Source organism: Rhodopila globiformis (assembly GCF_002937115.1).
Classification (GTDB): Bacteria; Pseudomonadota; Alphaproteobacteria; order Acetobacterales; family Acetobacteraceae; genus Rhodopila; species Rhodopila globiformis.
This window is the reverse complement of sequence record NZ_NHRY01000252.1, coordinates 45,421-70,959: the sequence shown is the minus strand read 5'-3', so window position 1 is coordinate 70,959 and position 25,539 is coordinate 45,421. Positions and strand designations below refer to the sequence as shown.

Here is a 25,539-nt window from a genome sequence, read left to right as displayed (position 1 = left end):
TGTCGGCCCGCCGCGCTACAGCCGCCGCCGCCGGCGGCGTCGCCGGGCGAGCGGCAGGGCAAAGCGCAGCAGTGGCAGCGCGACCTGGGTGACGTTGACCGCGTTGCGCAGGTTGGCCACCGCCTCCCGCCGGACCTGCAGCGCTTCCCGCTCCACCCGGCTGGGCGTGGAGCGCCGGGCCATCAGCCCCAGGATGATGGCGATCAGCAGGTCGATCCCGCCCAGGACGCCGGCCGTGGCGAGCGGCGTCAGGCCGGCACGGTTGCTGATCGCGTACCAGGCGGCGACGTGCGCGAAGCCCAGGGCGCACAGCAGAAACACCAGCGCGACGGCGGCATAGACGGCGTGGACGACGATCCGCGTCGCCATGGCGCGCAGCCGCACGCCCTCGGCTTCGGCGGCGACGCGTACGAGGCTGACCGGGCGCATCACCGGCGGATGATCCGGCTGAGCACAAAGCCGGCCGCGACGCCGATGGCGATTGCGACGAAGGGGTTCTGCCGGATTTGCTCGGACACCACGTGAGTCTGGTCGCGCACGACTGTCGTCGTCTCGTTCAACGTGTGCTGTGCCCGGGCGGTCAGGTCGGCGACGGCCGGCGAGACCCGATCGGCGGTCAAGGCATCGACTTCCTGGCGCAGCCGGCGGAGCTGGGCCTTGGGATCCTCGGTCTTGCTGGTGCCTGCAGGTGCCACGGCGCGTCCTGTCCCCCTGGTTGCCGGCGCCAGAACGGCGGCTGCGGGGTATCGTTCCCGAGCGGGCCGGCGGATCGTTTATGCACGGATAAACCCTTGGTGTCCGGTCAGTTCATGGAGAGCGCCCGGGTTGTATTGATCGTCGTCGCGATCGTGACGCTGACGATGACGCGTCGGCCGGCGGGTGCGCCTTTGGCGGCGGTGGCGATCCGATGGCGGGGGGTGGATGGCCGGGACAAGCCCCATGCGCATCAGGATAAGGCGACGGCCGGAGAAGGATTTGCCGCCCGGTCCGTTGCCCCACCGTCATGGTCGGGCGTGTCCCGGCCATCTGCGCACAGACGGTGGAGGGTGGATGGCCGGGACACGCCCTACGCAATGCACACATCCTGGAAACGAGTGGGAAATGACCGTAAAATCAAGTGCTTGCCGAGGCGCCAAGAGCGTTCCTCCATCGTCATGGCCCGGCTTGTCCGGGCCACCTGTCGCGGCACAAGTGCTGGAATAGGTGGCCCGGACAAGCCGGGCCATGACGAAAGGGAAACGCAGCGGCGGACCGTTTCCGAGATGTGTGCATCCCGTAGGGACAAGCCGGGCCATGACGGTGGGGGAGAAGCCCTTGCTCTGCAGGTCCGCTTATCCTGAAACGCATGGGGACAAGCCCGGCCATAACGATGGAAAAACGGTCGCCGATTTCCTCCCACCCGGGAAATGCTCTACCTCATCTGTCGCCGTTCATGCGGCCGGATTTTTCAGGAGACTCGCATTCATGCTGTTGCAGCACCAGACCTGGCAGGAGGTGGAAGCCTACCTCAATCAGTCCACCGGCATCATACTGCCCATCGGCTCCACCGAGCAGCACGGGCCGAACGGCCTGATCGGCACCGACGCGCTGTGCGCCGAATTCGTCGCCCGCGGCGTGGGCGAGGCGGCGGGCGCGATGGTCGGCCCCACCATCGGCGTCGGCATCGCCGTGCACCATATGGACTTCCCGGGATCGATGACGGTGCGGCCTTCGACGCTGATCGCCATCGTCCACGACTACGTGCTGTCGCTCGCCCGGCATGGTTTCCGCCGCTTTTTCTTCATTAACGGCCACGGCGGCAACATCGCCACGGTGCAGGCGGCGTTTTCCGAGATCTACGCCGCCTATGAAGGCGCGCTGGGCACGCGGCAGGACCGCGAACTGCGCTGCCGCCTGGCCAACTGGTGGGACGGCAAGGCGATGCACGAACTCAGCAAGGATATCTTCGGCGAGGACGAAGGCAGCCACGCCACCGCCAGCGAGGTGGCGCTGACGCAGTTCATGCTGCCCGAAACGATCAAGCAGGCGACGCTGGACCCGCCGCGCGCGCCGGGTGGGCGGTTCCACGGGCCCGCGGATTACCGGCGGCGCTTCCCGGACGGGCGCATCGGCTCCAACCCCGGCCTCGCCACGCCGGAAAAAGGCCGGCGGTTCTACGAGACCGCCGTGCCGGAACTGGCCAAGGCCTATGCCGGCTTCGTCGGCGAGAACGCCTGATCAGGGCACCGGCGGCAGCGGGGCGACGAAGGCGGCGAATGCGTCCCGGTAGTCCGGGTGCCAGCGCGACAAAGCCGGGCGGTTGCGGATGATATCGTCGGCCGCCCACTGGATGCGGCGGTTGTCGATCGCGCGCGACACGTCGTTGTCGGGGCAGATGATGTAGAAATCGCCGGCGGCCAGCGCGGGCAGCATGAAGTCGATCACCTGCTCGGGCATCCAGGCGCCAGGCGGCTTGCTGGTCGCCCGGGTCATGCCGGTGAAGGTCGAGCCCGGCACCAGCAGGTGCGCCGTCACCTGGCAGCCGGGGGTGTTGCGCAGCGCGTGCGCCAGGCCCTCGGTCAGCACCTTCACCCCGGCTTTCGAAACGTTGTAGGCGGTGTCGCCGGGCGGACAGGTGATGCCCTGTTTCGATCCCGTGTTGATGATGGCGCACGGCCTATGCTGGTCGATCATCCGCTGGGTGAAGCTCTGCACGCCGTTGATCACGCCGAACAGGTTGACGTTCAGCACACGGCGCCAGCCCTCGGGATGGTCGAACGGCCCGCCGCCGGGTGACGTGCCGGCGTTGTTCATCAACACCGCGACCTCGTTGAACGCCGCATAGGCCGCGTCGCGCAGGCGGTCGACCGAGGCGGGGTCGCTGACGTCTGTCGGAACCGTGACAACCGCCGGCCCCTCGATGGAGGCCGCGGCGCGTTCCAGCGCCTCGGCGTTGACGTCGGCGAGGCAGACCCGCATGCCCATGGCGGCGAATTTGCGGGCGGCGGCGAGGCCGACGCCGCTGGCGCCGCCGGTGATCACCGCGGCGCGGCCTGCGGCCAAAGCGGGATGGCTGATCGCGGGATGGCTGGTCATGGGTCACGATCTCCTTGGTTCCTGAGGGGACTTGCGGCGGGCGCCGGCCGTCACCACGATCGAGGCGGACACAGGAGGCGCCCATGTCACGTGTTGTCGGCATCGACCATCTGGTGATCAGGGTCAGCGACTACGAAAAATCCAGGCAGTTCTACGGCAGGCTGTTCGAGTTTCTCGGCTTCAAAATATCCGAGGAGTACCAGGATGCCACCGGTTGGTCCAACGGCAACACCCTGTTCTGGATCGGCCGGGCGGATGACCAGGGGCAGAAGCACAAGCACCGCACCGGCGACGTCGGCTTCCACCACTACGCGTTCCGGCTGCGCAGCCGCAAGGATGTGGATGAACTGGAGGCGTTCCTGAAGAACGACCTGCACGCCACGATCGTCGATCCGGCCGGGGAATATTATGACGACTACTATGCCGTGTTCTTCCTCGACCCTGACGGGCTGAAGCTGGAGGGCATGAAGTACGGTGAACGAACAGCGAAAGCGAAGTGATACCAGCCGGCACCAGGCCTGACCCAGGCGCCGGCCTCGCAGCGTCATGGCGGCCGCGGGCCACCATTCAGGCCTTGCGGTGCTGGTATCAACAGAAGGCGCGCATGCCGGGCCTGCGCCCCGTATGACGGAGGAGCAACGACCGCCGCGGTTTCAATGCCCAAGGGCCTTGGCCCACCAGGACGAGGGCGCAATGGCGAACCGCATGACAGGTCCGCGTCACTCAGCGGCTCCAGCGGCCCTGCTGCCAGGCCGTGCCGCGCACATGATCCTCGATGATCGCGAGATTCCGCAGATTCGCCTTCAGCGCCATGTCGAACAGGTCGCCGATGATCGGCACGCTGCCGCCCAGCACCTCAACGCCGACATTGGCCAGCATCCGCGCCAGCTTGTGCTTCGGCACGCCGAGCCGCGCGGCCTCGTAGATGATGTAAAGCGAGATCGCGCCCAGCACCGTGTCGCCGCCGACGGGCAGCAGGCCGATCACGCTGTTCAGGCCGAAACGGAAGCGGGTGCCCGGCAGCAGGAACACGGCGTCGATCATCCACGCCAGGCGGCGCAGCCGGGCAAGGCGCGCGGTCACGTCGGAGGCAGGAAAAAGCGGTTCGGTCGCAGCCCAGGCCATGACAGGGTCTCCGTTGGTTGCCGCTGATGTCAGAAGCGCGAGGTGCGAAATCAATCCCGGTCCGGCTTACGGCTTGGTAAGGGTCAGGCCATTGATCGAGCAATCGTGCGCGCAAGGCTGGTGGCGGATCGGGAAGGAATCCTTGATCAGGCGATGATCTTCACTGCTCTGGAACAAAATGACTGCCGCACCCGTTGCCCTACCGTCATGGCCGGGCATGCCCCGATTGGCGTGAAAATAGCGAGGGACGTGGCAGGCTGCTCCTTCCCGTCATGGCGGCTGCAGGGCCGCCATCCACGCCTTTCTGCCACTTCAATACCGCCAGGCGTGGATGCCGGGCCTGCGCCCGGCATGACGAGGTAGCAACGACCGCCGCTATTTCAACGCGAGTGCGGGCTTGTCCCGGCCATGACGATAGAGGAAAGACCATGCCCAGTCCGCTTCCTCCTCCCGGCAATCAGGGTGCCCTGGCTCGCTTCCTGGCGCTGTATGTCACGCTGTTCGCGGCGTTCGGCGTGGTTTCGCCGTTTCTCGCCGCTTTCCTGGCCGGGCGCGGGCTGCGGCCCGAAGCGATCGGGATGGTGCTCGCCGCCGGCACCGCCATCCGGCTGCTCGCCGGTCCGTTCGGCGGCCGCCTGGCCGATCGGCTGGGGGCGCCGCGCCTTGTGCTGACGGCCTACGCGGCGGCCGCCGCCGTGGTGGCGTTCGGCTACCTGGGCGCCACGGGTCTGGGACCGCTGCTGCTGGTCAGCGTCAGCCACGCCGTCGTGCTGGCGCCGATTGTGCCGCTGGCGGACGCGCTGGCGCTGGCGGCGGGGCCGCTCGGGCGGGGCTTCCCGTATGGCTGGGTGCGTGGCGCGGGCTCGGCGGCGTTCATCCTGAGCACGCTGGTCGCCGGACAGGCGGTGGCGCGGTTCGGGCTGGCCGCCACCATCGTGCTGAACGGCACGCTGCTGGGCGCCGCCGCGCTCAGCTCGGTCGCCGTGCCGGACCGCCTGCGCCACAAGGTGACGGTTGAAACAACCGGCGGGTTCGCCGATTTGCTGCGCAACCCCGTGTTCCGGCGGCTGATGCTGGTGGCGGCGCTGATCCAGGGCAGCCATGCCATGCACGACAGCTTCGCCGTCATCCGCTGGGAGGCCGCCGGCATCGGCAACGGCACCATCGGCGTTCTCTGGTCGGAATCCGTCGTCGCCGAGGTCGTTGTCTTCCTTCTCATCGGCCGCCGGCTGATCGATTGGCTGTCGCCCGCCGGCGCCTCGGTGCTGTGCGCCGCCGCCGGCGTGGTGCGCTGGACGGTGCTGGCGCAGAGTGCCTCGATCGCCGCCGCGGCACTGGTCGAGCCGCTGCACGGGCTGACCTTCGCGCTGCAGCACCTGGCCTGCATGCGGCTGATTGCGCAGGTGGTGCCGCCGCATCTCGCTGCCTCCGGGCAGGCGTTCTACAACACGGTCGCTGTCGGCGCCGCCACCGCGCTGCTGACGCTGGCGTCCGGGCCGCTGTATGCGACGTTCGGCGCCGGCGGGTTCTGGGTCATGGCGGCGCTGTGCCTGCTGGCGGCGCCGCTGGCCTGGGGATTGCCGCGATCCACGCCGTGATCGTGTCGCACAACCCGGCCAGGACCTGGACATCGTTGCTGGTTGCGCGTTTCGGCACGTGGAAGGAATGATCGCCGTGCTCGACCAGGCTGAGCGTAGCGGCACCACCCAGTCGTTTCACCAGCGGCGCCAGCAGCGCCGGCTCCGCCAGGGCGTCGCGCGTGCCTTGCAGGAACAGCATCGGGATGCGCACGCCGTGCAGGTGCGCGGCGCGGGCGTCGGATGGGCGGTTCGCCGGGTGCAACGGAAAGCCGAGGAAGACCAGGCCGCGCACCCGCGGCAGCGGCGCCTCGGCCTGCGCCTGCGAGGTCATGCGGGCGCCGAAGGATTTTCCTCCGGCGAACAGCGGCGCCGCCGGCAGCAGATGGTTTGCCGTTGCAACGGCGGCGCGCACCGCCTGCTGCGCGACGGCGGGCGTGTCGGTGCGCTTGGAGCCGGCTTCCATGTAGGGAAACTGGTAGCGCAGCGTGGCGATGCCGCGCTCGGCCAGGCCTTGCGCGACAGCGGCCATGAAGGGGTGCGTCATGCCCGCCCCGGCGCCGTGCGCCATGACGAACAGGGCGGCGGCCTCCGGCGGGCGCTGGAGCAGGCCGGAGACCGTGTGCTCGGGATCGAGCACGATGGTCAGGGCCTCCACCCGGTTCGGCACGGCTCAGCCGCCCAGGATGATGCCGATCTCCAGCCCGGCCTCGGCGGCGGGGATCTTCTTGCCGTCTTCCCAGCGCAGGCGCTGCACTTCGATGAAGCCGCCCTGGCCGTGGATGGTCAGGCTGCCGCCGGTCTGCAGCACGATCTCGCCGGGCTTTTTCCCCTTCACGGCGGCGAAGCTGCGGGCGATGTGCTTCCGGCAGTCGAACAGGAACAGTTTCTTGCCGTTATGAGTCGTCCAGGCGCCGGGGGCGGGATTGCAGCCGCGGATCAGGTTGTAGGTCTGGTCCACGTGGCAGGCCCAGTGGATCTGCGATTCCGCCTCGCGGATGATGCCTTCGTAGCCGGCGGCGGGCTCGTACTGCGCGATCGCAGGACCCTTGCCCGCCAGCACGCGATCCGCGGCTTCCAGCAGGCCGGCGACGCCCATCGGGAAGATCCTGCCGAAATACAGCGAGCCCAGCGTATCCTCCGGCTCGATCGGCACTGGGCGGGTCAGGATCACCGGGCCTTCGTCCAGCCCGTCGGTGGGGCGGAAGATGCTGAAACCGGTTTCATTCCGGCCGAGGATGATCGCCCAGCTCATCGACGAGGCGCCGCGGTGCAGCGGCAGCAGGCTGGGATGGAACTGGATGGTGCCGAATTTCGGGATGGCGCAGAAAGCCTGCGGCGCGAGCTGGGTGACGTAGGCCATGATGCCGATGTCGGCCTTGGCCGATCGCATCGCCTCCAGCGCTTCGGGGTCGCTGAGCCGGGCGAACTGATGCGTCGGCACGCCGGCGGCTTCGGCGGCGAGGCGCAACGGGTCGGGGCGGCCTTTCTCGGGCGCGCAGAACACCGCCGTCACCGTGTCGCCGCGCGCGGAAAAAGCCTCCAGTGTGGCTTTGCCGAAATCCTGCTGGCCGATGATGGCGACGCGCATGGGATGGTCTCCCCGTGGTTCTTGCGGGGATGATGCGGCGTGGCCCGGCGTCTTGGCAACCGCGGAAGCCTCGGTTAGCACGGACCCTCGTCCAGGAGGTTGCCGCATGACATCGGAGCATACGCTTGTTACCAAACGCGACGGACGCATCGGACGCATCCGGCTCAACCGGCCGAAGGCGCTGAACGCGCTGGACCTGGAGATGATCCGTGGCTGCACCCGCATCCTGCACGCATGGGCGGATGACCCGCATGTCCATGCCGTGGTGATCGAGGGCACCGGCGAGCGCGCGTTCTGCGCCGGCGGCGACATCCGCGCCCTGCGCGACGCCCAGCTTGCCGGCGACCGCGCCACGGCGGACGCGTTCTTCACCGAGGAATACGCGCTGAACCTGCTGATCGCCACCTATCCCAAGCCGTATGTCGCGCTGATCGACGGCATCTGCATGGGCGGCGGCATCGGCCTGTCGGTGCACGCGCCGTACCGCGTCGCCACCGAGCACGCCGCCTTCGCGATGCCGGAGACCGCGATCGGCTTCTTCCCCGATATCGGCGCCACCTTCCTGCTGCCGCGCCTGCCGGGCGAGCTTGGCACCTATCTCGGCCTGACCGGGCTGCGCGTCACCGGCACCGACGCCATCCATGCCGGCTTCGCCACGCACCACACGCCGCGCGCCCGGCTGCACGACCTGTCGGCGGCACTGGCGCAGGATGGCGTGGCGGCGCTGGCGGCGTTCGACGAGACGCTGCCGCCGTTCTCGCTGGCGCCGCACCGCGCGGCGATCGATCACTGCTTCGGCGCGGATACGGTGACGGAGATCGTCGCGCGCCTGCAGGCCAACGGCGACGACTGGGCGCACGCCGCGCTGAAGGCACTGCGCCACGTTTCGCCGTCCGCGCTGCACTGGACGCTGCAGGCGCTGCGGCGCGGCCGCGACCTGACGCTGAAGCAGGCGCTGGATGCCGAATTCGCGTTGACCTACACCACCATGGCGCATCCCGATTTCGCCGAGGGCGTGCGCGCCATGGTGGTGGACAAGGACCGCAAGCCGCACTGGCAGCCGGCGAAGATCGAGGCCGTCGATCCGGCGCTGATCAATTCGCTGTTCGCGGCGTAGCCGGCGCCCGCCGGGCGCGTTGGCCGCCGCGAGGAAACGACGAGGACTGCATGCCAGCCTTCATCTGCACCACCTGCGGCGCCCAGTACCCGAACAGCGACGCTCCGCCACAGGGCTGCCTGATCTGCCGGGACCACCGTCAATACGTCAACCCGTCAGGCCAGGCGTGGACCACGCTGGAGGCGATGCGCACCACCCACTTCAACGCCTTCCGCCGGCTGGAACGGGGGCTGATGGGCATCGGCACCTTCCCCGCCTTCGCCATCGGCCAGCGCGCGCTGCTGCTGCGCAGGCCCGAGGGCAACATCCTGTGGGACTGCATCAGCTTCCTCGACGACGCCACGGTGACGCTGGTGACCGCGCTGGGCGGGATCGCGGCCATCGTCACCTCGCATCCGCATTTCATTGCGTCCGCGGTGGAATGGAGCCATGCGTTCCGCAGCGCGCCGGTCTATGTCCATGGCATGGATCGGCGGTTCGTGCCGCGGCTGGATCCGGTGATCACCTTCTGGGAAGGCGACACGCTGGATCTCGGCGGCGGCATGACGGTGATCCGCTGCGGCGGGCATTTTCCCGGCAGCAGCGTGCTGCACTGGGAAAGCGGCGGCGCCGGTGGCGGTGGCGCGCTGCTGACCGGGGACACGCTGCAGGTGCGGCCCGACAAGGGGCTGACGTTCATGTACAGCTATCCCAACATGATCCCGCTGGATGCGGCGACGGTGCGGCGCCTTGCCGACGCACTGACGCCGTATCGTTTCGAAACGATCTATGGCGGATGGTGGGAACGTGTGGTCCCGGTGCGGGCCGGGCAGGTGATGGCGGATTCGGTGGCGCGCTATCTGCGCGCCGTGGGCGGCGAGGCCGGCGGCTGGCCCGATGCCCCGCAACCGCACGGGGAGGAGGAAGATTTCTGAAGCGAAGCGGCCTGGCCGGAATTGCGAAGCGATTCCGGCCCGATGAAATCGCTCGCGATGCAGGGGCCAAGGCGTTTCCGGTCGGAACAGAAACGTCCTACTCCCCTCGCCGCTTTGCCCGAAGCCCGTTCCAGTAATCGAGGCGCTTGCGCACCTCGCGCTCGAACCCGCGCTCGCTTGGTTGGTAGAACTCGGGCCGGTTCGGCCCGGTCAGGCCGTCAGGGAAGAACTCCTGGCCCGAAAAGGCATCGGGTTCGTCGTGATCGTACCGATAGCCGTGATGGTAGCCCAGCTGCTTCATCAGCCTGGTCGGGGCGTTGAGGATATGCAGCGGCGGCGTAAGGTGGGAGGTTTCCTCTGCGGCCGCAAGCGCGCCGGCGAAGCCAAGGTATGCAGCGTTCGACTTCGGCGCCGTCGCGACGTAGCTGATGGCCTGTGCCATGAACAGCTTTGCCTCGGGCCAGCCCACCCGCTCGTAGGCGTCCCATGCCATGATGACCTGTATCATCGCCTGCGGGTCCGCCATGCCGACATCCTCGGACGCGGCGCAGACGAGGCGCCTGAACACCGTCTCCGGCGCCTCTCCGGCAACCATCATGCGGGCCGCATAGTACAGGGCCGCCTGCACGTCGGACCCGCGCAGCGACTTGTGAAAGCAGCTCAGCAGGTCGTAGTGGCCATCCCCGGCCTTGTCATGGACCGGCATGCGCCGTTGCAGCACGCGGCCCATCGCAGCCATGTCAAGCGGTTCGGTCCCGCCCAGGGCGTAGATCTGCTCCACCATGTTCAGCAGGTAGCGCCCATCACCGCCGGCCAGCGCCAGCAGCCCCGAGCGGGCCTCGGGCAGCAATGGCAGCGCCCGGCCCGCATCGGCCTCGGCGCGCTCGACAAGGCGCGCCAGCGCGGCGTCGTCGAGCCGGTGCAGGACGAACACGCGGCAGCGGGACAGCAAGGCGCCGTTCAGCTCGAACGACGGGTTCTCGGTGGTGGCGCCGACCAGGGTGATGGTGCCATCCTCCACGACCGGCAGGAAGGCGTCCTGCTGCGCGCGGTTGAAGCGGTGGATTTCATCGCAGAACAGCAATGTCCCGGTGCCGGCCGCGCGAAGCTGGCGGGCCGCGTCGAACACCCGCCGCAAATCGGCGACGCCGCTCTGGATCGCCGAAATCGTCTCGAAGTGCAGGTCCGTGGCCTGCGCCAGCAGCCGGGCGATGGTCGTCTTGCCGGTGCCGGGAGGCCCCCACAGGATCATCGACGACAGCGCCCGCGCGGCGACCATGTGGCTCAATGGCCCATCCGGACCGAGCAGGTGATCCTGCCCGACCACGTCGGCAAGGCTGTCCGGGCGCAGCCGATCGGCCAGCGGCCGTGGGGCCTGCCCTTCGAACAGGCTCGGTGTGGCATGGGCGCGGCCCGGGTCAGAACGCTGCGCCACGTCTCCAGGCTTTCATATCGGGTCCGCCATATCGTGCGTCATTGAGGCAACATGGGTCATGATACCCGTTTCCTGTCCACAGCACATCCATGCGAAGGCGACGGGACGCATGGCCGAGGCGGACATGCCGGGAGAGGTCTCATGAATGCTCCGGCCACCCGTGCCGCGCGAATTTGCCGGATGATCCCGAACGACGCCGGTGCCGTCAGCCACGCCAGATCCCGGGCACGACCGGCCGCAGCATGGCCTCGCCGGGCCCGGACGAGACGGATGCGTCAGTAGAAGCGGCGGCGGCGGACAATCGGCAAGCCGTTCGGGGCATCGCCGACGATTTCATGTGTCGCCCCCTTCGGAAGCGAGCCGTCGGGGTTTGGCCGCGCGGCCTCGCCGCGGGCCAGGAGTCCCCGAATGAATGCCTCCTTGTCGGGCGTGTCAGGAACGATCTGGCTACCCGTAGTCTGTTGCCGCTGGTTGTTGCCCTGGTCGGACATGGCTCAGCGGCAGCAGAAGCCGCAGTCGAACAGCTGCCGTTCCAGGCGGACGCCGGCCGCTTCGGCCTTCAGGCGGTGGGTACGCAGGCGGCGTCTGGTGTGGACGAGCCGGGCGTTGCTGGCCGGCAGCCCCTGGTCATCGACGCGGCCATTGCGGAACAGATCGTCGACGAAGGCGGTGGCCGCCTCCAGCGCGTTGGGCGGCTGCACCGAACTGCCGTTGGGGGCGCCGGACGTGATGGCGAAATGACGCGGCTGGGCCGGCGCCTGCACGAGCAGCGGCTGCGCAAGGCCGTAGCGGGTGCCCGGCAGGGCGAGCTGGGCGGCGGGCGCCGCGACGGCGGCAACCGGCATCAGCGCGGTCGCGGCCATGCTGGTGACACTTTCAAGCGACAGGATCGAGCGGCGCACGAAAACACCTCGGAGAACCGGGGGATAGGCGGCGTTGACCGCTCCGCTGACCTGGACCATCTGGGCTGCCACCTGCGCGAAGAAGTTGGGCGCCACGTGCGCAGCAACCACGGCATCGATCACGATCTTGCCCGTTTCGGTGCTGACGCGGGCCAGTTCCTGCTCGGTCGGCTTTTTGGCGTCAGCGGCCGAGGCCGTCAACATGCCGGCCAGGCACTCGAAGACGGCGCCGGACATTACACGGGAGAAGGAGTGCGGCTCGGAGGACAGGTGCGAAGCGGGTGCCGAGGACGGAAGCTCCGCCGGATCGGAATAGGTGAACGAATTGACCGCGTTGCGCAGGCAGTCGGGTTCGACCGCGTCGGGCGACTGGGCGCGGATGGCGGCGCCGAGCTGTTCGGCAAGGCGGGACAGGCGGGAGCTGCGGTAGAGATGACCGCCGGTGTCGTTCAGGATGGCGATGCGCAGGGATTGAAGCTGCAGTGCCGAAAGGATTGCACTGATGTCACCGAACCCCTCGTGGAAAGCGGCGGCCTCCTGGCTGGCGGCGTCCCACAGGTCCGGCTTCACGGCATCGAGGATAGCGTGGCCCATTTCGTGGCATGCGACGTCGGGGCTTTCTCCGGAAAAGACAAGCGTGCCGTCCGCGCCGGGGCCGTGGAAGAAGTTGAGCGCCTGACGGTCGTAGAAGGCGTTGAGATCCTCGCCCTCGTCGAGTTTCACGGACAGCGTCCTGCCGGGTTGCCATGACTTGACGGGCAGCAGCGGAGCCCAGAAGTCGGCCCCGCGGCGCAGCGCTTCCGCTGCCGTCCAGTAACGGAATTCCGCTGTTCCCGGCTGATATTTGTCCGCCGCGGGTTGCGGATGGGGAAACGCGTAGGCGAGCGGCTGCCGGGACAGGTCGGGCGCCGGGCGGGCGATTTCGACCGCCGGCCCGGGATCATCTTCCCATGCGTTGACCTGGGCTGTGGAAGGGGTGGGCTTGGTTGCCATGACTGTTTCCTCAGGACCGTGGACGTTACGGGAGCAAACAGCGTCAGCAGCTGGCGTTTCGCCGCGTCCTGCGTGGGTTCCGGGCAAGGGCGGGTCAGACGCATGGCCTCGACGCCGCCGGACCTTGGAATTTTCTTGTTTGACTATTGATACGATATCCGACTGAAGACGCTCTGGCGCCATTCTGCCGGATGTTGCGCTTGCAGTAGCAAGGCGGGTTTTCACTTCCGGTCCGGAAGAAAAATCCGCTTGTGGTGAGCGGATATTTATCATTTTCAGAGACAGACTCGAGTCACGTTCCAGTGATACCAGCTGCGGCAGCATACGACAAGGCGGTTCGACGACGTTTTTCTCGTGCTTCATGGTGACCATCGGGCATCCAAACCCGTTCAGCAGGGACGCCCTGATCCGCGCCTCGCACCGGGCGGCCGTCTTCGATCGCGTTGCCTTCGACACACCGGGATCGGCCGCCGCGCACGAAGCAGGCGGTTTCGGAAACAATGGATTTCCATTGTTTCTCTTCCTTCTTCCCGTTGCCACCCAATGTAGGGTCCCGACCAACCACAAGCCCGGCAGATGGACGAAGACCCCTCCTGCGGGTATGGAGAACAAGACCCATGATCGAACTGCGGCCCTACGACCGGCTCGGCGGCGCCAACCACGGCTGGCTGGACACCCGCCACCATTTCTCCTTCGCCGACTACCATGATCCGCGGCGCATGCACTGGGGCACGTTGCATGTCTGGAACGACGACGAGATCGCCCCGCGGAGCGGCTTCCCGCCGCACCCGCACGCCAACATGGAAATCATCACCTATGTCCGGCAGGGCGCGATCACCCACCAGGACAGCCTGGGCAACCAGGGACGCACCGAGGCCGGGGACGTGCAGGTGATGAGCGCCGGAACCGGAATCCAGCATGCCGAGTACAATCTCGAGCCGGATGTCACCCGGATCTTCCAGATCTGGATCATGCCGCGGGAGCGGGGCGGCACGCCGTCCTGGGGGACCAGGCCGTTCCCGAAGACGGATCGCGCCGGCTGCTTCGTCACTCTCGTCAGCGGCATCGCGTCCGACGACGATGCCCTGCCCATCGGCGCCGATGCCCGGGTGGTGGGCGCGACGCTGACGGCGGGACAGACGGCGGAATACCGGCTCGGAGCCGCCCGCAAGGCGTACCTCGTGCCGGCCGCGGGCGTCGTCGAGGTCAACGGCGTGCGGGTCGCCGCCCGGGACGGCGCAGCGGTGCAGGAGGAGGACGTGCTGCGCATCACGGCGGTGGAGGACGCGGAGATCCTCCTGGTTGACACGGTTTGATGATCCGCCCGCCGGCAGCGCCCGGCTTGCCGTCCGGCTCGAATGGGCGGTGACTCGGCGCCCGGCGTCGTGTGTCCGCCCCGCCGGCGGCACACGGCCCGCCGGCTTAACGACCTGGACAGGGGAGAAGGACAATGAGCTTGCCGCCCACTGGCGATCCCGCCCGCCCGGCGTCGCCGGACAGCGTGGAACTGGTTCTGCTGCCGCGCGCCCACGACGTCGGCGGATTCGAAGTGCGCCGCGCCCTGCCCGCGCGGGAGCGGCAGATGGTCGGCCCCTTCATCTTCTTCGACCAGATGGGCCCGGGCGAGTTCCTGGCCGGGCGCGGCCTGGACGTCCGCCCGCACCCGCATATCGGCCTGTCCACCGTCACCTACCTGTTCGAGGGCGAGATCCTGCATCGCGACAGCCTGGGCTCGCAGCAGCCGATCCGCCCCGGCGACGTGAACTGGATGACCGCCGGACGGGGCATCGCCCATTCCGAGCGCACCGACCCGGCGCTGCGCGCCCACGGCAACCGGCTGTTCGGCATCCAGTCCTGGGTCGCGCTGCCGCAGGCGGCCGAGGAGGCGCCGCCCGCCTTCGTCCACCATCCCGCCGCGACCCTGCCGCTGGCCGAGGACGGGGGCGCGCGCCTGCGGCTGATCGCCGGCACGGGCTGGGGCCTGGCGGCGCCCGTCGCGGTCTCGTCACCGCTGTTCTACGCCGATGCCGTGCTGTCCCCCGGCGCGGCTATGCCGTTGCCCGACGAGCACGAGGAACGCGCGGCCTACGTCGTGGACGGCGAGGTCGACGTGGCGGGCGACCGCTTCGCTCCCGGCCGCATGCTGGTGTTCCGGGCCGGGGATCGCCTGGCGTTGCGCGCCGGGCCGCAGGGGGCGCGGCTGCTGCTGTTGGGCGGCGCGGCGATGGACGGGCCTCGCTATTTGTTCTGGAACTTCGTTGCCTCCAGCCGGGAGCGCATCGAGCAGGCCAAGGCCGACTGGCGGTCCGAGCAGTTCGGCAAGGTGCCCGGCGACGAGACGGAGTTCATCCCGCTGCCCGAGGGACGCGAGACGATGCAGGCCGAGGGGCGGGCCGAGGGGCAAGCCGTCAGCCAGGGCTCGGCGACGAGCTGACCGGTCACCGGCGGCGTCCCGGGGCGTGCGGCCAGCCGGGACGTCAGCCCGGACTCGACCTGCACGTCAGGGATTTCCTGCCCCTCGCCCCGGAGACGAATTCGCACCGGGAGGTGGATGGCTCCGGTTCAAGCACGACAGCGGGAATGTCCGGGCCGTATTGGCACGCCACATACAGACGCCGGCCGGCCTGGAAGATATAGGCGACGTCTCAGTCCGACCGGGTTTCGCCCTTGCTCTCATGCACGGTGTCGGGCATCAGGTCGGCATGCTCATCCGGCGGCCCGTCATACAGGGTAACGGTCACCAGGTGGGCGCCCGCATGAACCTCGGGGCAGCCGGCCTCCCCGGCCAGCGCCGATCCTGCCAGCATGGTCGCGGCGGCGAATGCGACGCTACTTGATAATAAAGAAATTGTCGCCATTGTTTGAGTTCCCGTGCGCACCGAATCGCAGCAACCGCTTGTGGATGGCTTTCGCGGGTGGCGTGACCCACTGGTCGACGACGTTCAGGCCAAAGTGAGGTCTGACTCTCGTAGACCGCTGCATGACCGGAATATTTTTCATCACTGCCGAACGTGGCTATGGCCGTTCCGGGCAGGATGGTCTTGCTGCCCTTGATCTGCTCCCCTTTCTTCCAGAGGCTCGTGCTCACCGGGATTGTCGGGCAGACCGTCGTGACGAATGACACGCATTGGCCACAGAAGTTCGGGTTTCCCCTTTTGTCGGCGGGCGGTTCGGCGGCATAGGGACCCAATGCGGACGTTCGTGTACAGGCCCACTGCCCCATCGGAGCCTTCCGGTTGGTCAGATAGTTGACCGCCACGTATGGCATTGCTGATGTCTCCTGAGTGGAACGATCCTGGGCAGGTTATGTCGATTTCGCCAATATTGCACTATCGATCAAATGTGGTTTCCTCGCCGTGGTTCGACGCCGCTGCCGTTCTGCCGCTCGGCACGGCGGTGCCGCTGGGCGACGGGTGCTCCGGCCGCAGCCCGAAGAGGGCGATGCCGCCGCTGTCCGCCGGCAAGGGGAGTCCCAACCGCCCTGCGGTATGTCGCAGCACCTTCGGCTCCGGCCGGAAGTCGATTGATTTTCAGGCTCTGAGCGGCATCGTAGGCCTGGCTGGCTTTGGACGGAGCCATGGGCGAAGCTGGCCCAAGGTTCCGCCGGCATTCGGCGATGGTCCTCGGCAAGCCATCGGTTGCCGCTCTGAACGGATCGCGAAGAACGCCTGCAGCGGCAAGACTTGCAGCAATTGCTCAGGTGGGATCGAGGCCCCCGGGCCGGCGGGTATCGTTGGTGGAACAGTGCCGGCAGCCGCGCCAGGGTAGCCTCCACCAGCGGGCGGATCGGCCGCACAGCGACAGCCTCGCCGCCAAGTTCAGACAGGGCCCGAGCCAAGCGGCTACTAAGGAGGCGGTCAAAGGGGCGCCATCCAGTCAAGCCAAGTCACTGATCTTCTGACGAAAAAGAGCATGCTGGACCGCCCTGTGGCGTGGAATTGGCCCCCTCCTTAGTAATACCGGCCGCCGAAGATTCCGCCCCCATTCGCTCAGCCCTTGCAACGAGCGGCACTGTAGTCCCAGGCGCGTCAAGGCAGCGGCAGAGCCTGGGTTGGCGACCGATTCCAAAGCGGAGGAAAGCGAAGGACCACCGAGGACCACGAAGGGTGTGAACGAGTCAGCCAATGACACGGCGCAGGCCGTGCGAAAGGTACAAAGCATAAATCGCCTCGAACAGGCCAGCCGCTGCTGCGATGCGCTTTGATCGCCAGTTCAGGGATGCGGCGTGTCCGGTCCCGCATAGCCAGCATGGTCCGGTCTCCGTGGCGCTTCGTGCGCCCTCCGTCTTCTCCGTGTTGAAAATCAAGGAAGAATGAGCAAGCACGGACGGTTCCGCGGGAGGCACTGCCACCGCCCGCTCCCGTGGCCCGTCTGGTTGAGCGGCATCGGGATCGGCCGTCGCTTTCGGTGGGTCGAGGCGGCGCCGGTGTGTGGATGGCCGATCAGCTCTCAACACGGAATTATACGGTTCCAGGGAAACAGTGTCGGTTTCATGACTCTTCAGGCCAACGCGTCAGGTCAGCGCAGGCCGCGCCAACAGTCGCGGGAAGACGGCCAGAGTTTCCCGGACGCCGTATGACAGGCCGCCACCCAGCCGGACGGCGGCGCGTGCCCCGGTATCTTGGCGTCTTGGCGTCTTGGCGCTGACAGGAACCGCGCAGCCGCTCCCGGCAGTGATGGGTGCGCAACACCGGCGGCCGGTGGGGTTGGTCGCACCAATGAAACGCCAAGACGCCAAGGCGCCAAGTTCATGGCCAGCAATCCGCCGCCTGCCGCGATCAAGGGCATGACACGGTTCCCGGGAAACATTGCCGGTTTCGCCGCTCTTCAGGCGAACGCGTCAGGCCAACGCAGGCCGCGCCAACTGTCGCGGGAAAACGGCCAGAATTTCCCGGGTGCCGTATTAGCCAGCCGGCGCGCCGGCACCGCGATGGCGGAAAATAGGCGAGGTCGGTGCCACCTCGTCATGGTGGGCGCAGGCCCACCATCCACGCCTTCTGCTGGTACCGGCATCGCAAGGCGTGGATGGCGGCCCTGCGGCCGCCATGACGGCGGGGCCAGGCGTCCGGAACCGTATTTTCATGATAGAAAGTGCGGAGGGCCCGGAGGGCCACGGAATTGGTGCGACCAGGTTGGCTTGTCGCCAGCCCGGTCCGGTCTCCGTGGCCCTTCGTCGCCCTCCGCGCTTTCTCTGTGGTGGACCAAGCGGATTTTCCGCCAATACGACATCGCCGATCGGCCGCCGACGCCGCAGCCAGTTATTGCCTGGGCGCAACTTTGCCGCCGGGCTGCGGCACCCGTGCCTCCACCGGCTGTCGCTGCCGATCCGGCACGTTCGTCTCAACCGACCTGCAGCTTGCTATAATCCGCCCCCGCCGCCTGATCGAATTCCGCCGCGGTGATCCCCAGGCTCTCCGCCGCGGCGCGGATCTCCCGCCAGGTGATGTCGTCCACCTCGATCCCCTGCTGCATCCGCTTCGCCGCGGCCCGCCGCTCCGGTTCCCCGGGCACCAGCACCTCGTCGTATCCAGGCGCCGGGCAGGCCGACTTCACGTGCGCCTTCACCGACTCGACGCCGCGCGCGATCGCTGCCGGGTCGCCCAGCTTCGACAGGTCGATCACCGTCGCCAGCATGGAGTTCAGGATGCCGCCCCTGGCCGTATGGAATGCCCCCTGCCCGCCGGCCACTGCGGCCATCACCTCGCACATCACCGCCAGGCCCGACCCTTTGTGCATGCCGAATGCCTTCAGTGCGCCGGTATGGTCGCGGATGAAGCCGGCCGGATCGTTGGTCGGGTTGCCGGCGGCGTCGATCAGGCAGCCATCCGGCACCGGCACGCCCTTGTTGTAGGCCACCCGCGCTTTGCCGGCGGCGATCGTCGTCGTCGCCATGTCCAGCAGCACCGCCGGACCGTCCGCCCCGGGCACGGCGGCGCAGAACGGATTGGTGCCCAGCCGAGGCTCCGCCGCCTGCCACGTCGTCTGGATGTTGTGATGGTCCGCGACGTTGACGAAGGCAGTGAAGGCGCAGCCGGCGGCCGAGGCCAGCTCCGCATAGGTGCCGATGCGCCCGATATGCGAGGAATTGCGCAGCGCCAGCACGCAGGCGCCCAGTTCCTGTGCCCGGCCGATGGCGCGGCGCACGGCGTCGGCGGCCATGCGCGGGCCGTAGCCGCGCCGGGCGTCGATCACCAGCAGTGCGCCGGAGTCCAGCACCGTCAGCGGCGTCTGGTTCGGCACCAGCAACCCGTCACGCAGCAGTTGAACGTAGCGCGGCAGCATGCCGACGCCGTGGCTGTCGTGTCCCGCCAGGTTGGCCCGCACCAGATGGTCCGCCACCTCGGCTGCCTCGGCATCTGTGCTGCCCATGCGGCGAGCGACCAGGCGGGTGACGGCTTGCAGCGCATGCGCGGAGATCGTGTGCACGGGGCGGTTTCCTCGTTGTTGGCCTCCGCCTTAACATGGCGCGGCCAACGGGGAAAACCAGCGTGTCCCGGCCTCGTTGCTTCTTCGTCAGGGGCAGGGATGGTCCCGGCTAGCTGCTCCCGCCATCGTAGCGCAGATGGCCGGGACAAGCCCGGCCATGACGGAGAGAGGGGGCGCCACCGCCCCTTCAGGCCGCCGGGATCAGCGCGGCGACAGCACCATCACCATCTGCCGGTTTTCCATCCGCGGCATCTGCTCGACCTTGGTGGTCGCGTCCATCTCCGCCCGGATGCGCTCGAGCACCCGCACGCCGATGTCCTGGTGGGCCATTTCACGGCCGCGGAAGCGCAGCGTCACCTTGACCTTGTCGCCCTCCTCGATGAACGACTTCATGGCGCGCATTTTCACCTGATAATCGTTTTCATCGATGTTCGGGCGCACCTTGATCTCTTTGATCTCGATGACCTTCTGCTTCTTTTTGGCTTCGTTCTTCTTCTTCTGCTGTTCGTATTTGAACTTGCCAAAATCCAGAATCTTACAGACCGGCGGATCGGCGTTGGGGCTGATCTCCACCAGATCAAGGCCAACCGCAAAGGCGCGCTGCATGGCTTCGCGCGCCGTCATGACGCCTTGCATCTCACCGTCCTGATCGATCAGTCGTACCTGGGGGATACGGATCTCCTCATTTACGCGGGGGCCGTCGCGGGTGGGCGGAGCGGCCATTGGTCCTCGTGCTATCGGTGTTCTCCTGTGGTTGTTCTAAGGGGATCGACGGCAGCGCCGCACAGCGGATACCGCCGATCGTTGTCCAGTTTGAGCCGAAGAGCGGCTTAAAATCAAGCCAGTTTGCTTGGTAATAAGTCGGGCGGTGCTGCCTCGGATGCAAGTCTGGCAACGGCCTCATGCAGCGGAACGACCTCCTGCGCCTGGGCGCCGAGCCGCCGCAGCGCGACCGTACGGGTCTCGGCCTCCTTGCGGCCGACGACGGCGAGCACCGGAACGTGTGCCAGGCTGTGCTCACGCACCTTGGCGTTGATCTTCTGGTTGCTCAGGTCCGTCTCAACCGCGAGACCGGCGGCGCTGAAGGCGTCGGCGACTTCCCGCGCATAGTCATCGGCGTCGGACACGATGGTCGCCACCACCGCCTGCACCGGCGCGAGCCAGAGCGGGAAGCGGCCGGCATACTGCTCGATCAGGATGCCCAGGAATCGTTCGAAGCTGCCCAGGATGGCGCGGTGCAGCATGATCGGCCGGTGGCGGGCGCCGTCCTCACCCACATATTCCGCGTCGAGCCGCTCCGGCAGGTTGGGATCGACCTGCAAGGTGCCGCACTGCCAGTCGCGGCCGATGGCGTCGCGCAGCACGAATTCCAGCTTCGGGCCGTAGAAGGCGCCCTCGCCGGGGTTCAGCTCGTACTCAACGCCGGCCATGGCGCAGGCCTCGCGCAGCGCACCCTCGGCATGGTCCCACGCCTCGTCGCTGCCGATCCGCGCCTCCGGCCGATCGGCGAACTTGACGCGGAAGTTGGGGAAGCCGAAGTCGCGGTAGATCTGCGACAGCAGGGTGATGAACTTCGCGGTCTCCGCGGCGATCTGGTCCTCGGTGCAGAAGATATGCGCGTCGTCCTGGGTGAACGCCCGCACCCGCATGATGCCGTGCAGCGCGCCGGAGGGTTCGTAGCGGTGGCACGAGCCGAACTCCGCCATGCGCAGCGGCAGCTCCCGGTACGACCGCATGCCCTGGCGGAAGATTTGGATATGGCACGGGCAGTTCATCGGCTTCAGCGCCAGGAACTTGTCCTCGTCCGCCACCTCGGCGATGAACATGTTCTGCCGGTAATTCTCCCAGTGGCCGGACTTCTCCCACAGGGAGCGGTCCACCAGCTGCGGGGTACGTACTTCCTGGTAGCCGTTGGCGTCCAGGCGGCGGCGCATGTAGGCCTCGACCGTGCGGTACAGCCGCCAGCCCTTGGGGTGCCAGAAGATCGAGCCGACAGCCTCCTCCTGGATATGGAACAGGTCCATCTCCCTGGCGATCTTGCGGTGGTCGCGGCGCTCGGCTTCTTCTAACTGGTGCAGATAGGCGTCCAGCTCCTTCTGGTCGCGCCAGGCGGTGCCGTAGATGCGGCTGAGCATGGCGTTGCGCGAGTCGCCCCGCCAGTAGGCGCCGGCCACCTTCATCAGCTTGAACGCGTTGCCGACGTCGGCGGTGCTGCGCATGTGTGGGCCGCGGCACAGGTCGAGCCACTCGCCCTGGCGGTACACGCTGATCGTCTCGGTCGCCGGCAGGTCCTGGATCAGCTGCGCCTTGTACTTCTCACCCTTGTCGGAGAAGAAGGCGATGGCTTCGTCGCGGTCGATCTCCTGCCGCTCGAACCGGCTGTTGCGGGCGACGATCTCGTGCATCTTCGCCTCGATGGCGGCGAAATCCTCCGGGGTGAACGGCTCGTTGCGGGCGAAGTCGTAGTAGAAGCCGTTGTCGATCGCCGGGCCGATGGTGACCTGGGTGCCGGGGAACAGGGACTGCACCGCCTCGGCCAGCACGTGGGCGGCGTCGTGGCGGATCAGTTCCAGCGCCTCGGGGTCGCGGCGGGTGACGAAGACAAGCGCGGCGTCGTGGTCGATCGGGGTGGCGAGGTCGACCAGCTTGCCGTCGAGCTTCATCGCCAGCGCGGCGCGGGCGAGGCCGGGGCCGATGGCGGCTGCCACGTCCGTGCCGGTGACCGCGGCGTCGAACTGGCGCACGGAACCGTCGGGCAGGGTGATGGCGGGCATGGGCAGCGGTCCTGTTGCTGGAAAACAAGTGGGGGTGTCTAGGACGAGGCGCGGCGGCACCGCAACCCTTTGGTGCGGACGGCTGGCGTGCCGGAGGGCTGGTATCAGTCCACCGTGATGCTGCCGACCATCCCGTCCCAGTCATGATCGGCGCAGTACAGGTCGTACTGGCCCTTTCGGCCGGGAATCAGGAAGACGGTGGCCGACTGGCCGGGCTGCACGACGATGTCGGTGCCGCCGTTGGCCAGGCGCCCGAGATTGCGGATCGTCGCCGCGCGCAGGAAGCCCGGCGCGGTGAACTCATGCATCTCCTTGCCGTGGTTCTCCAGGTGCAGCGCATAGGGCTGGCCACTGTGGAAAGTCAGGTGGTCGGGCTCGAAGCTGTTGTCCACCATCACCTCGGTCACCACCCGGGCGTTGGCCCACGGGTCGGCCACTGGCCCTGCCGCCCGGGCGGCGGGTGCGAACGCGAGGGCGGCCAGGAGGCAGGGAAGCAATCTCATGATCCGCTGACAGATCGGGTGCATCACCCGGCATGCAAGCCCGTGTCCGGGTAGCGTTACCCGGGCGTATCCCCCGGCTGGCACGGACCAAGGCGCGTGGCATCGCCCCCGTTTGGCTCCGCCGGCGGGTGGATGGCCCGGGCACGCCCAACCATGACAAGCGGGAGACGATCGCGCGCCGTCCGGGCTGCCGTGCCGCTGACAGCAGCAGGCGCGCAAACCGGCTCAGAAACGGTACGACCCCGGATCAAGCCCCAGCAGGACGCGTCCGGCCTGCTCGAAAAACACTGTGTGCAGCGCGACATGCTGGCCGGCGGTGTTGATGTCGCGCACGCGCCGCTCCAGCCCGGCTGCGGCGTAGACGCCACCGCCGCCGGTCAGGTCGAACGCCGTCTGCGCCGCCGCTTTCGACGCGACCGCCACCTGGCAGCAGGCCAGCCGCACCAGGGCGCGCTGGTGCAGCGACGGGGTTTCGCCCGCCACCGCGACCGTCCAGATCATGTCCGCCACTTCCAGCAGGAACGCGCGGGCCGCGCGCAACTGCGCCTCCGCCCGGCCGAGGGCATCGTGCACGACGGCCCGGTCACGCAGCAGGCCGCCCGTGGTGGTGACCCGCTTGCGCCCTGCCATCGCAACGAAGGTGTCGAGCGCGCCGCGCGCGATGCCCAGCATGACACTGGAGATCGCCATGACGAAGACTGAGGGCAGCGGCATGGCATACAGCGCGCCGGGCTGCGTTGGGTGCTCCCCCAGCCCGGGACTCGTGTATTCATCCGGAACGAACAAGTCCTCGACCGTGTAGTCGTGGCTGCCCGTGCCGCGCAGGCCCATGGCGTCCCAGGTGTCGATCACCGTCGCCTGCTCCGCCGGGAACAGCGCTAGGCGCAACGGTTTCGGCCCGGACGCCTGCGGCTCGCCGGCGTCTTCCGTGCACAGGCCCAGCACCCAGGTGCTGTGGCGGATGCCGCTGCCGAAGGCCCAGCGCCCGGTGACGCGCCAGCCGCCATCGGCGCGGCGGGCGGTGCCGGTCGGCACGATGGTGCCGGCCAGCACGGGACGAGGCCCAGAAAAGATCCGGCGCGCGGCGTCCTCGGCCAGGAAGCCGGAGAGGCGCGCGTAGCCGGCGGCGATGCAGGTGCACCAGCCGATGGAACTGTCCAGCGCCGAGACCGCCTCGATAACGCGGATGAAATCCACCATCGACAACTCCGGTCCGTCGAAGGCGCGGGCCAGCCACAGCGACAGCAGGCCCTCGGCATGCAACGAGTCCAGCAGCTTGCCGGGAATGAGGCGTTCGTGCTCGACCCGGTCGCGCGCGGCCTCGATGGCGGGAGCCAGTCGGCGGATTGCGGTCAGGTAGCGTTCGCAGTCGTCCGCCGCGCGCTGTTGCAGCTGCATTGTCGCCTCCCTGGAACGGATGCGCCGGATGCTAAGCAGAGATTCGCGACTTGGCCAACGGAATGCCCGCCCGTTCTTGGTTCAGGTGTCCGGCCGCCTTGTCGATGGCACCATCGGCATCGGCAAGGGCGGCCTGTGGCAGCGTGCGGACGTGGAGCGGCCCGTTGTTCCCGGCCAACACGACCGGCTTGCCGGCGCGCCCGGGCATCGGTCCATGAAGCGCATCGATCTGCTCGGGATGCGCCACAAAATCGCTGCTGCGCCTGGCCGGGCTGGTATGCACCATCGGGTCGCGTGTGACATGGCCACGGGGCTGAGGCGAAATAAACGATCAAGTGCCGGCGGCGGTGAGCGGCTCGCCGGCATCGAACGCCGTGCCGGCGACCAGCGCCTCGGCCTGCAGACCGGGCGGTAGGCAAAAAGCGCGAGGCTTATCCATAGTTCGGGTTGAGTTAACTTTCGGGTTTGACCGCGGCGCGGGGGTTGCTTAGAAGGGGGGTGCAAACGCCGTGTCCGGACCATTGGTCCGGGGATGTTCCTCCGGCGGAGGGGTGGCCGAGTGGCTGAAGGCGGCGGTTTGCTAAACCGTTGTACGGGGTCAACCCGTACCGTGAGTTCGAATCTCATCCCCTCCGCCAGTTCATTGATTTTGCTCGATTTTTTCCACCCGGGGATGACAGGGTGGCAGCAGGCCCGATTACAGCTTGTGCAGGCGCCCCCGGCGCGTCGGCCGGGCTGCATCTCCAGCCCGGGCAGGACGTCATGCCCGCCGCGGTGGTTGGCGCACGCGCGGCCGCGTCGCCTCGCGCCGTCACCGGCCGGTTCACGCAAGCGGCGGCGGTTACGTGGCGGTCATGCCGCCATCAACGATCAGCCCGGCGCCATTCATGTAGCCGGCGTCGTCCGAGACCAGGAACACGATGCCCTTGGCGATGTCCATCGGCACGCCCAGCCGCCCCCACGGCACCGTCTCCGTCACGGTCTGCCGCACCGCCGAGGTGTCGTTGCCGCCGGACCGCTGCGCACGGGCAACGAACGTCTGCTCGCCCATCTCTGTCTGGATCACGCCGGGATGGATCGAGTTCACCCGGACCCGGTAGCCCTTGCGCGCAAATTCCAGTGCCGCCGACTTGGTGAACAGCGTCACGCCGCCCTTGGTCATCGAGTACAGCGGATCGAGCTGTGAGCCGACGATGCCGGCCACCGAGGCGAGGTTGACGATGGCGCTGCCGTGCTCGCTGGACCGGGCCGCTTCGCGCAGGGCCTGCACCGCCAGCCGGGTGCCGAGGAAAACCCCGGTCATGTTCACCGCCACCAGTTTCTCCCACTCGGCCAGGCTGACTTCCTCGATTCCCTTGCCGATGAAAACACCGGCATTGTTCACCAGGATATCGAGCTGGCCGAACCGGCCTGTGGCCAGGCCGACGGCGGCGGTCCAGTCGGCCTCTTTCGTCACGTCCAGGTGGGTATAGTCCGCCCGGCCGCCGGCGGCCTCGATGGCCGCGACGGTCCGTTGCCCCGGTTCATCCAGCACGTCGCCGACGACGACTTTGGCGCCGGCCTTCGCCATCAGCTGGGCGGTTTCGGCGCCGATGCCGCGCGCCGCGCCGGAGATCAGGGCAACCTTGCCATCGAGACGATTCATTGGCGTTCCTTCTGTGCCTGGACGGATGGATGCAGTGACCCGCATCACCGGGGACGAGTCAACC

At 68.0% G+C, this 25,539-nt stretch carries 24 protein-coding genes, 1 tRNA gene and 1 pseudogene; 9 read left to right on the top strand and 17 right to left on the bottom strand.

Going from position 1 to position 25,539, the window contains the following annotated elements:
* Positions 1–15: 15 nt before the first annotated feature.
* Together CCS01_RS26460 and CCS01_RS26455 are read right to left on the bottom strand one after the other, a co-directional pair.
* On the bottom strand, positions 16–429 hold the full coding sequence (locus CCS01_RS26460) for a phage holin family protein (RefSeq protein WP_104521765.1): 414 nt from the start codon (positions 427–429) through the stop codon (positions 16–18).
* Positions 429–695 (bottom strand): hypothetical protein, encoded by a 267-nt coding sequence (locus tag CCS01_RS26455; protein ID WP_104521764.1) that lies wholly within the window; start codon positions 693–695, stop codon positions 429–431. Before CCS01_RS26455 ends, CCS01_RS26460 begins: the two co-directional genes overlap by 1 nt.
* Positions 696–1,464: 769 nt before the next feature.
* Here CCS01_RS26455 and CCS01_RS26450 point away from each other — a divergent pair.
* Positions 1,465–2,217, top strand: a complete 753-nt coding sequence (locus CCS01_RS26450; protein ID WP_104521763.1) for a creatininase family protein — start codon at positions 1,465–1,467, stop codon at positions 2,215–2,217.
* Here the strand turns inward: CCS01_RS26450 and CCS01_RS26445 are convergent, their stop codons facing one another.
* Positions 2,218–3,075 (bottom strand): SDR family NAD(P)-dependent oxidoreductase, encoded by an 858-nt coding sequence (locus tag CCS01_RS26445; protein WP_104521762.1) that lies wholly within the window; start codon positions 3,073–3,075, stop codon positions 2,218–2,220. It abuts the gene before it with no gap.
* Positions 3,076–3,158: 83 nt separating this feature from the next.
* Here CCS01_RS26445 and CCS01_RS26440 point away from each other — a divergent pair, with 83 nt between their 5' ends.
* On the top strand, positions 3,159–3,575 hold the full coding sequence (locus tag CCS01_RS26440; protein WP_104521761.1) for a VOC family protein: 417 nt from the start codon (positions 3,159–3,161) through the stop codon (positions 3,573–3,575).
* A gap of 223 nt (positions 3,576–3,798) precedes the next feature.
* Here the strand turns inward: CCS01_RS26440 and CCS01_RS26435 are convergent, their stop codons facing one another.
* Positions 3,799–4,200: a DUF4112 domain-containing protein gene (locus tag CCS01_RS26435; RefSeq protein ID WP_104521760.1), complete on the bottom strand. Its 402-nt coding sequence runs from the start codon at positions 4,198–4,200 to the stop codon at positions 3,799–3,801.
* 428 nt (positions 4,201–4,628) lie between these two features.
* Here CCS01_RS26435 and CCS01_RS26430 point away from each other — a divergent pair, with 428 nt between their 5' ends.
* The gene (locus CCS01_RS26430) at positions 4,629–5,798 is read left to right on the top strand and encodes an MFS transporter (RefSeq protein ID WP_104521759.1); all 1,170 of its coding nucleotides are present in this window, start codon (positions 4,629–4,631) and stop codon (positions 5,796–5,798) included.
* Here the strand turns inward: CCS01_RS26430 and CCS01_RS26425 are convergent.
* Positions 5,734–6,447 (bottom strand): alpha/beta hydrolase family protein, encoded by a 714-nt coding sequence (locus tag CCS01_RS26425; protein WP_104521758.1) that lies wholly within the window; start codon positions 6,445–6,447, stop codon positions 5,734–5,736. The genes CCS01_RS26430 and CCS01_RS26425 overlap by 65 nt on opposite strands.
* 3 nt (positions 6,448–6,450) lie before the next feature.
* Positions 6,451–7,368: a methionyl-tRNA formyltransferase gene (locus CCS01_RS26420; RefSeq protein WP_104521757.1), complete on the bottom strand. Its 918-nt coding sequence runs from the start codon at positions 7,366–7,368 to the stop codon at positions 6,451–6,453.
* A 106-nt stretch (positions 7,369–7,474) separates the two neighbouring features.
* Here CCS01_RS26420 and CCS01_RS26415 point away from each other — a divergent pair, with 106 nt between their 5' ends.
* The gene (locus CCS01_RS26415) at positions 7,475–8,485 is read left to right on the top strand and encodes an enoyl-CoA hydratase/isomerase family protein (protein ID WP_104521756.1); all 1,011 of its coding nucleotides are present in this window, start codon (positions 7,475–7,477) and stop codon (positions 8,483–8,485) included.
* A 50-nt stretch (positions 8,486–8,535) separates the two neighbouring features.
* Positions 8,536–9,399 (top strand): MBL fold metallo-hydrolase, encoded by an 864-nt coding sequence (locus CCS01_RS26410; RefSeq protein ID WP_104521755.1) that lies wholly within the window; start codon positions 8,536–8,538, stop codon positions 9,397–9,399.
* A gap of 97 nt (positions 9,400–9,496) precedes the next feature.
* Here the strand turns inward: CCS01_RS26410 and CCS01_RS26405 are convergent, their stop codons facing one another.
* The 3 genes from CCS01_RS26405 to CCS01_RS26395 all read right to left on the bottom strand — a co-directional run bounded on the left by CCS01_RS26405 (position 9,497) and on the right by CCS01_RS26395 (position 13,101).
* Positions 9,497–10,834, bottom strand: coding sequence for a replication-associated recombination protein A (locus CCS01_RS26405; protein ID WP_104521754.1), 1,338 nt, complete (start codon positions 10,832–10,834; stop codon positions 9,497–9,499).
* A 275-nt stretch (positions 10,835–11,109) separates the two neighbouring features.
* Complete coding sequence (locus CCS01_RS26400; RefSeq protein WP_104521753.1) at positions 11,110–11,325, bottom strand: hypothetical protein; 216 nt, start codon at positions 11,323–11,325, stop codon at positions 11,110–11,112.
* Positions 11,326–11,328: 3 nt separating this feature from the next.
* Positions 11,329–13,101 carry a gluzincin family metallopeptidase gene (locus CCS01_RS26395; protein ID WP_204848443.1) on the bottom strand — a complete coding sequence of 591 codons (1,773 nt, stop codon included), beginning with the start codon at positions 13,099–13,101 and terminating at the stop codon, positions 11,329–11,331.
* Positions 13,102–13,346: 245 nt separating this feature from the next.
* Here CCS01_RS26395 and CCS01_RS26390 point away from each other — a divergent pair, with 245 nt between their 5' ends.
* Together CCS01_RS26390 and CCS01_RS26385 are read left to right on the top strand one after the other, a co-directional pair.
* Positions 13,347–14,045 carry a pirin family protein gene (locus CCS01_RS26390; RefSeq protein ID WP_104521751.1) on the top strand — a complete coding sequence of 233 codons (699 nt, stop codon included), beginning with the start codon at positions 13,347–13,349 and terminating at the stop codon, positions 14,043–14,045.
* A 134-nt stretch (positions 14,046–14,179) separates the two neighbouring features.
* Entirely contained in the window at positions 14,180–15,163 is a 984-nt protein-coding gene (locus tag CCS01_RS26385) for a pirin family protein (protein WP_104521750.1), read from the top strand.
* 211 nt (positions 15,164–15,374) lie between these two features.
* Here the strand turns inward: CCS01_RS26385 and CCS01_RS35485 are convergent, their stop codons facing one another.
* The 7 genes and pseudogenes from CCS01_RS35485 to CCS01_RS26355 form a co-directional block, all read right to left on the bottom strand.
* Positions 15,375–15,587 carry an STY0301 family protein gene (locus tag CCS01_RS35485; protein ID WP_146101974.1) on the bottom strand — a complete coding sequence of 71 codons (213 nt, stop codon included), beginning with the start codon at positions 15,585–15,587 and terminating at the stop codon, positions 15,375–15,377.
* A 110-nt stretch (positions 15,588–15,697) separates the two neighbouring features.
* Positions 15,698–15,952 (bottom strand): annotated as a pseudogene (locus CCS01_RS36240) (BPSL0067 family protein); the annotation flags it as partial.
* Between the two features lie 2,117 nt (positions 15,953–18,069).
* Positions 18,070–19,155 (bottom strand): malate/lactate/ureidoglycolate dehydrogenase, encoded by a 1,086-nt coding sequence (locus CCS01_RS26375; RefSeq protein ID WP_104521749.1) that lies wholly within the window; start codon positions 19,153–19,155, stop codon positions 18,070–18,072.
* Positions 19,156–19,356: 201 nt separating this feature from the next.
* Positions 19,357–19,878, bottom strand: a complete 522-nt coding sequence (infC, locus tag CCS01_RS26370; RefSeq protein WP_104521748.1) for a translation initiation factor IF-3 — start codon at positions 19,876–19,878, stop codon at positions 19,357–19,359.
* A 113-nt stretch (positions 19,879–19,991) separates the two neighbouring features.
* Positions 19,992–21,929, bottom strand: a complete 1,938-nt coding sequence (gene thrS / locus CCS01_RS26365; protein WP_104521747.1) for a threonine--tRNA ligase — start codon at positions 21,927–21,929, stop codon at positions 19,992–19,994.
* Between the two features lie 104 nt (positions 21,930–22,033).
* Positions 22,034–22,366: a cupredoxin domain-containing protein gene (locus CCS01_RS26360; RefSeq protein WP_158258613.1), complete on the bottom strand. Its 333-nt coding sequence runs from the start codon at positions 22,364–22,366 to the stop codon at positions 22,034–22,036.
* Between the two features lie 291 nt (positions 22,367–22,657).
* Complete coding sequence (locus tag CCS01_RS26355) at positions 22,658–23,830, bottom strand: acyl-CoA dehydrogenase family protein (RefSeq protein WP_104521745.1); 1,173 nt, start codon at positions 23,828–23,830, stop codon at positions 22,658–22,660.
* Positions 23,831–23,906: 76 nt separating this feature from the next.
* Here CCS01_RS26355 and CCS01_RS33220 point away from each other — a divergent pair, with 76 nt between their 5' ends.
* Both CCS01_RS33220 and CCS01_RS26345 read left to right on the top strand, forming a co-directional pair.
* Positions 23,907–24,245: a hypothetical protein gene (locus tag CCS01_RS33220; RefSeq protein ID WP_146101973.1), complete on the top strand. Its 339-nt coding sequence runs from the start codon at positions 23,907–23,909 to the stop codon at positions 24,243–24,245.
* Between the two features lie 130 nt (positions 24,246–24,375).
* Positions 24,376–24,468 (top strand) — tRNA-Ser (locus CCS01_RS26345).
* Between the two features lie 203 nt (positions 24,469–24,671).
* Here the strand turns inward: CCS01_RS26345 and CCS01_RS26340 are convergent.
* The gene (locus CCS01_RS26340; RefSeq protein WP_104521743.1) at positions 24,672–25,475 is read right to left on the bottom strand and encodes a glucose 1-dehydrogenase; all 804 of its coding nucleotides are present in this window, start codon (positions 25,473–25,475) and stop codon (positions 24,672–24,674) included.
* Positions 25,476–25,539: the final 64 nt, after the last annotated feature.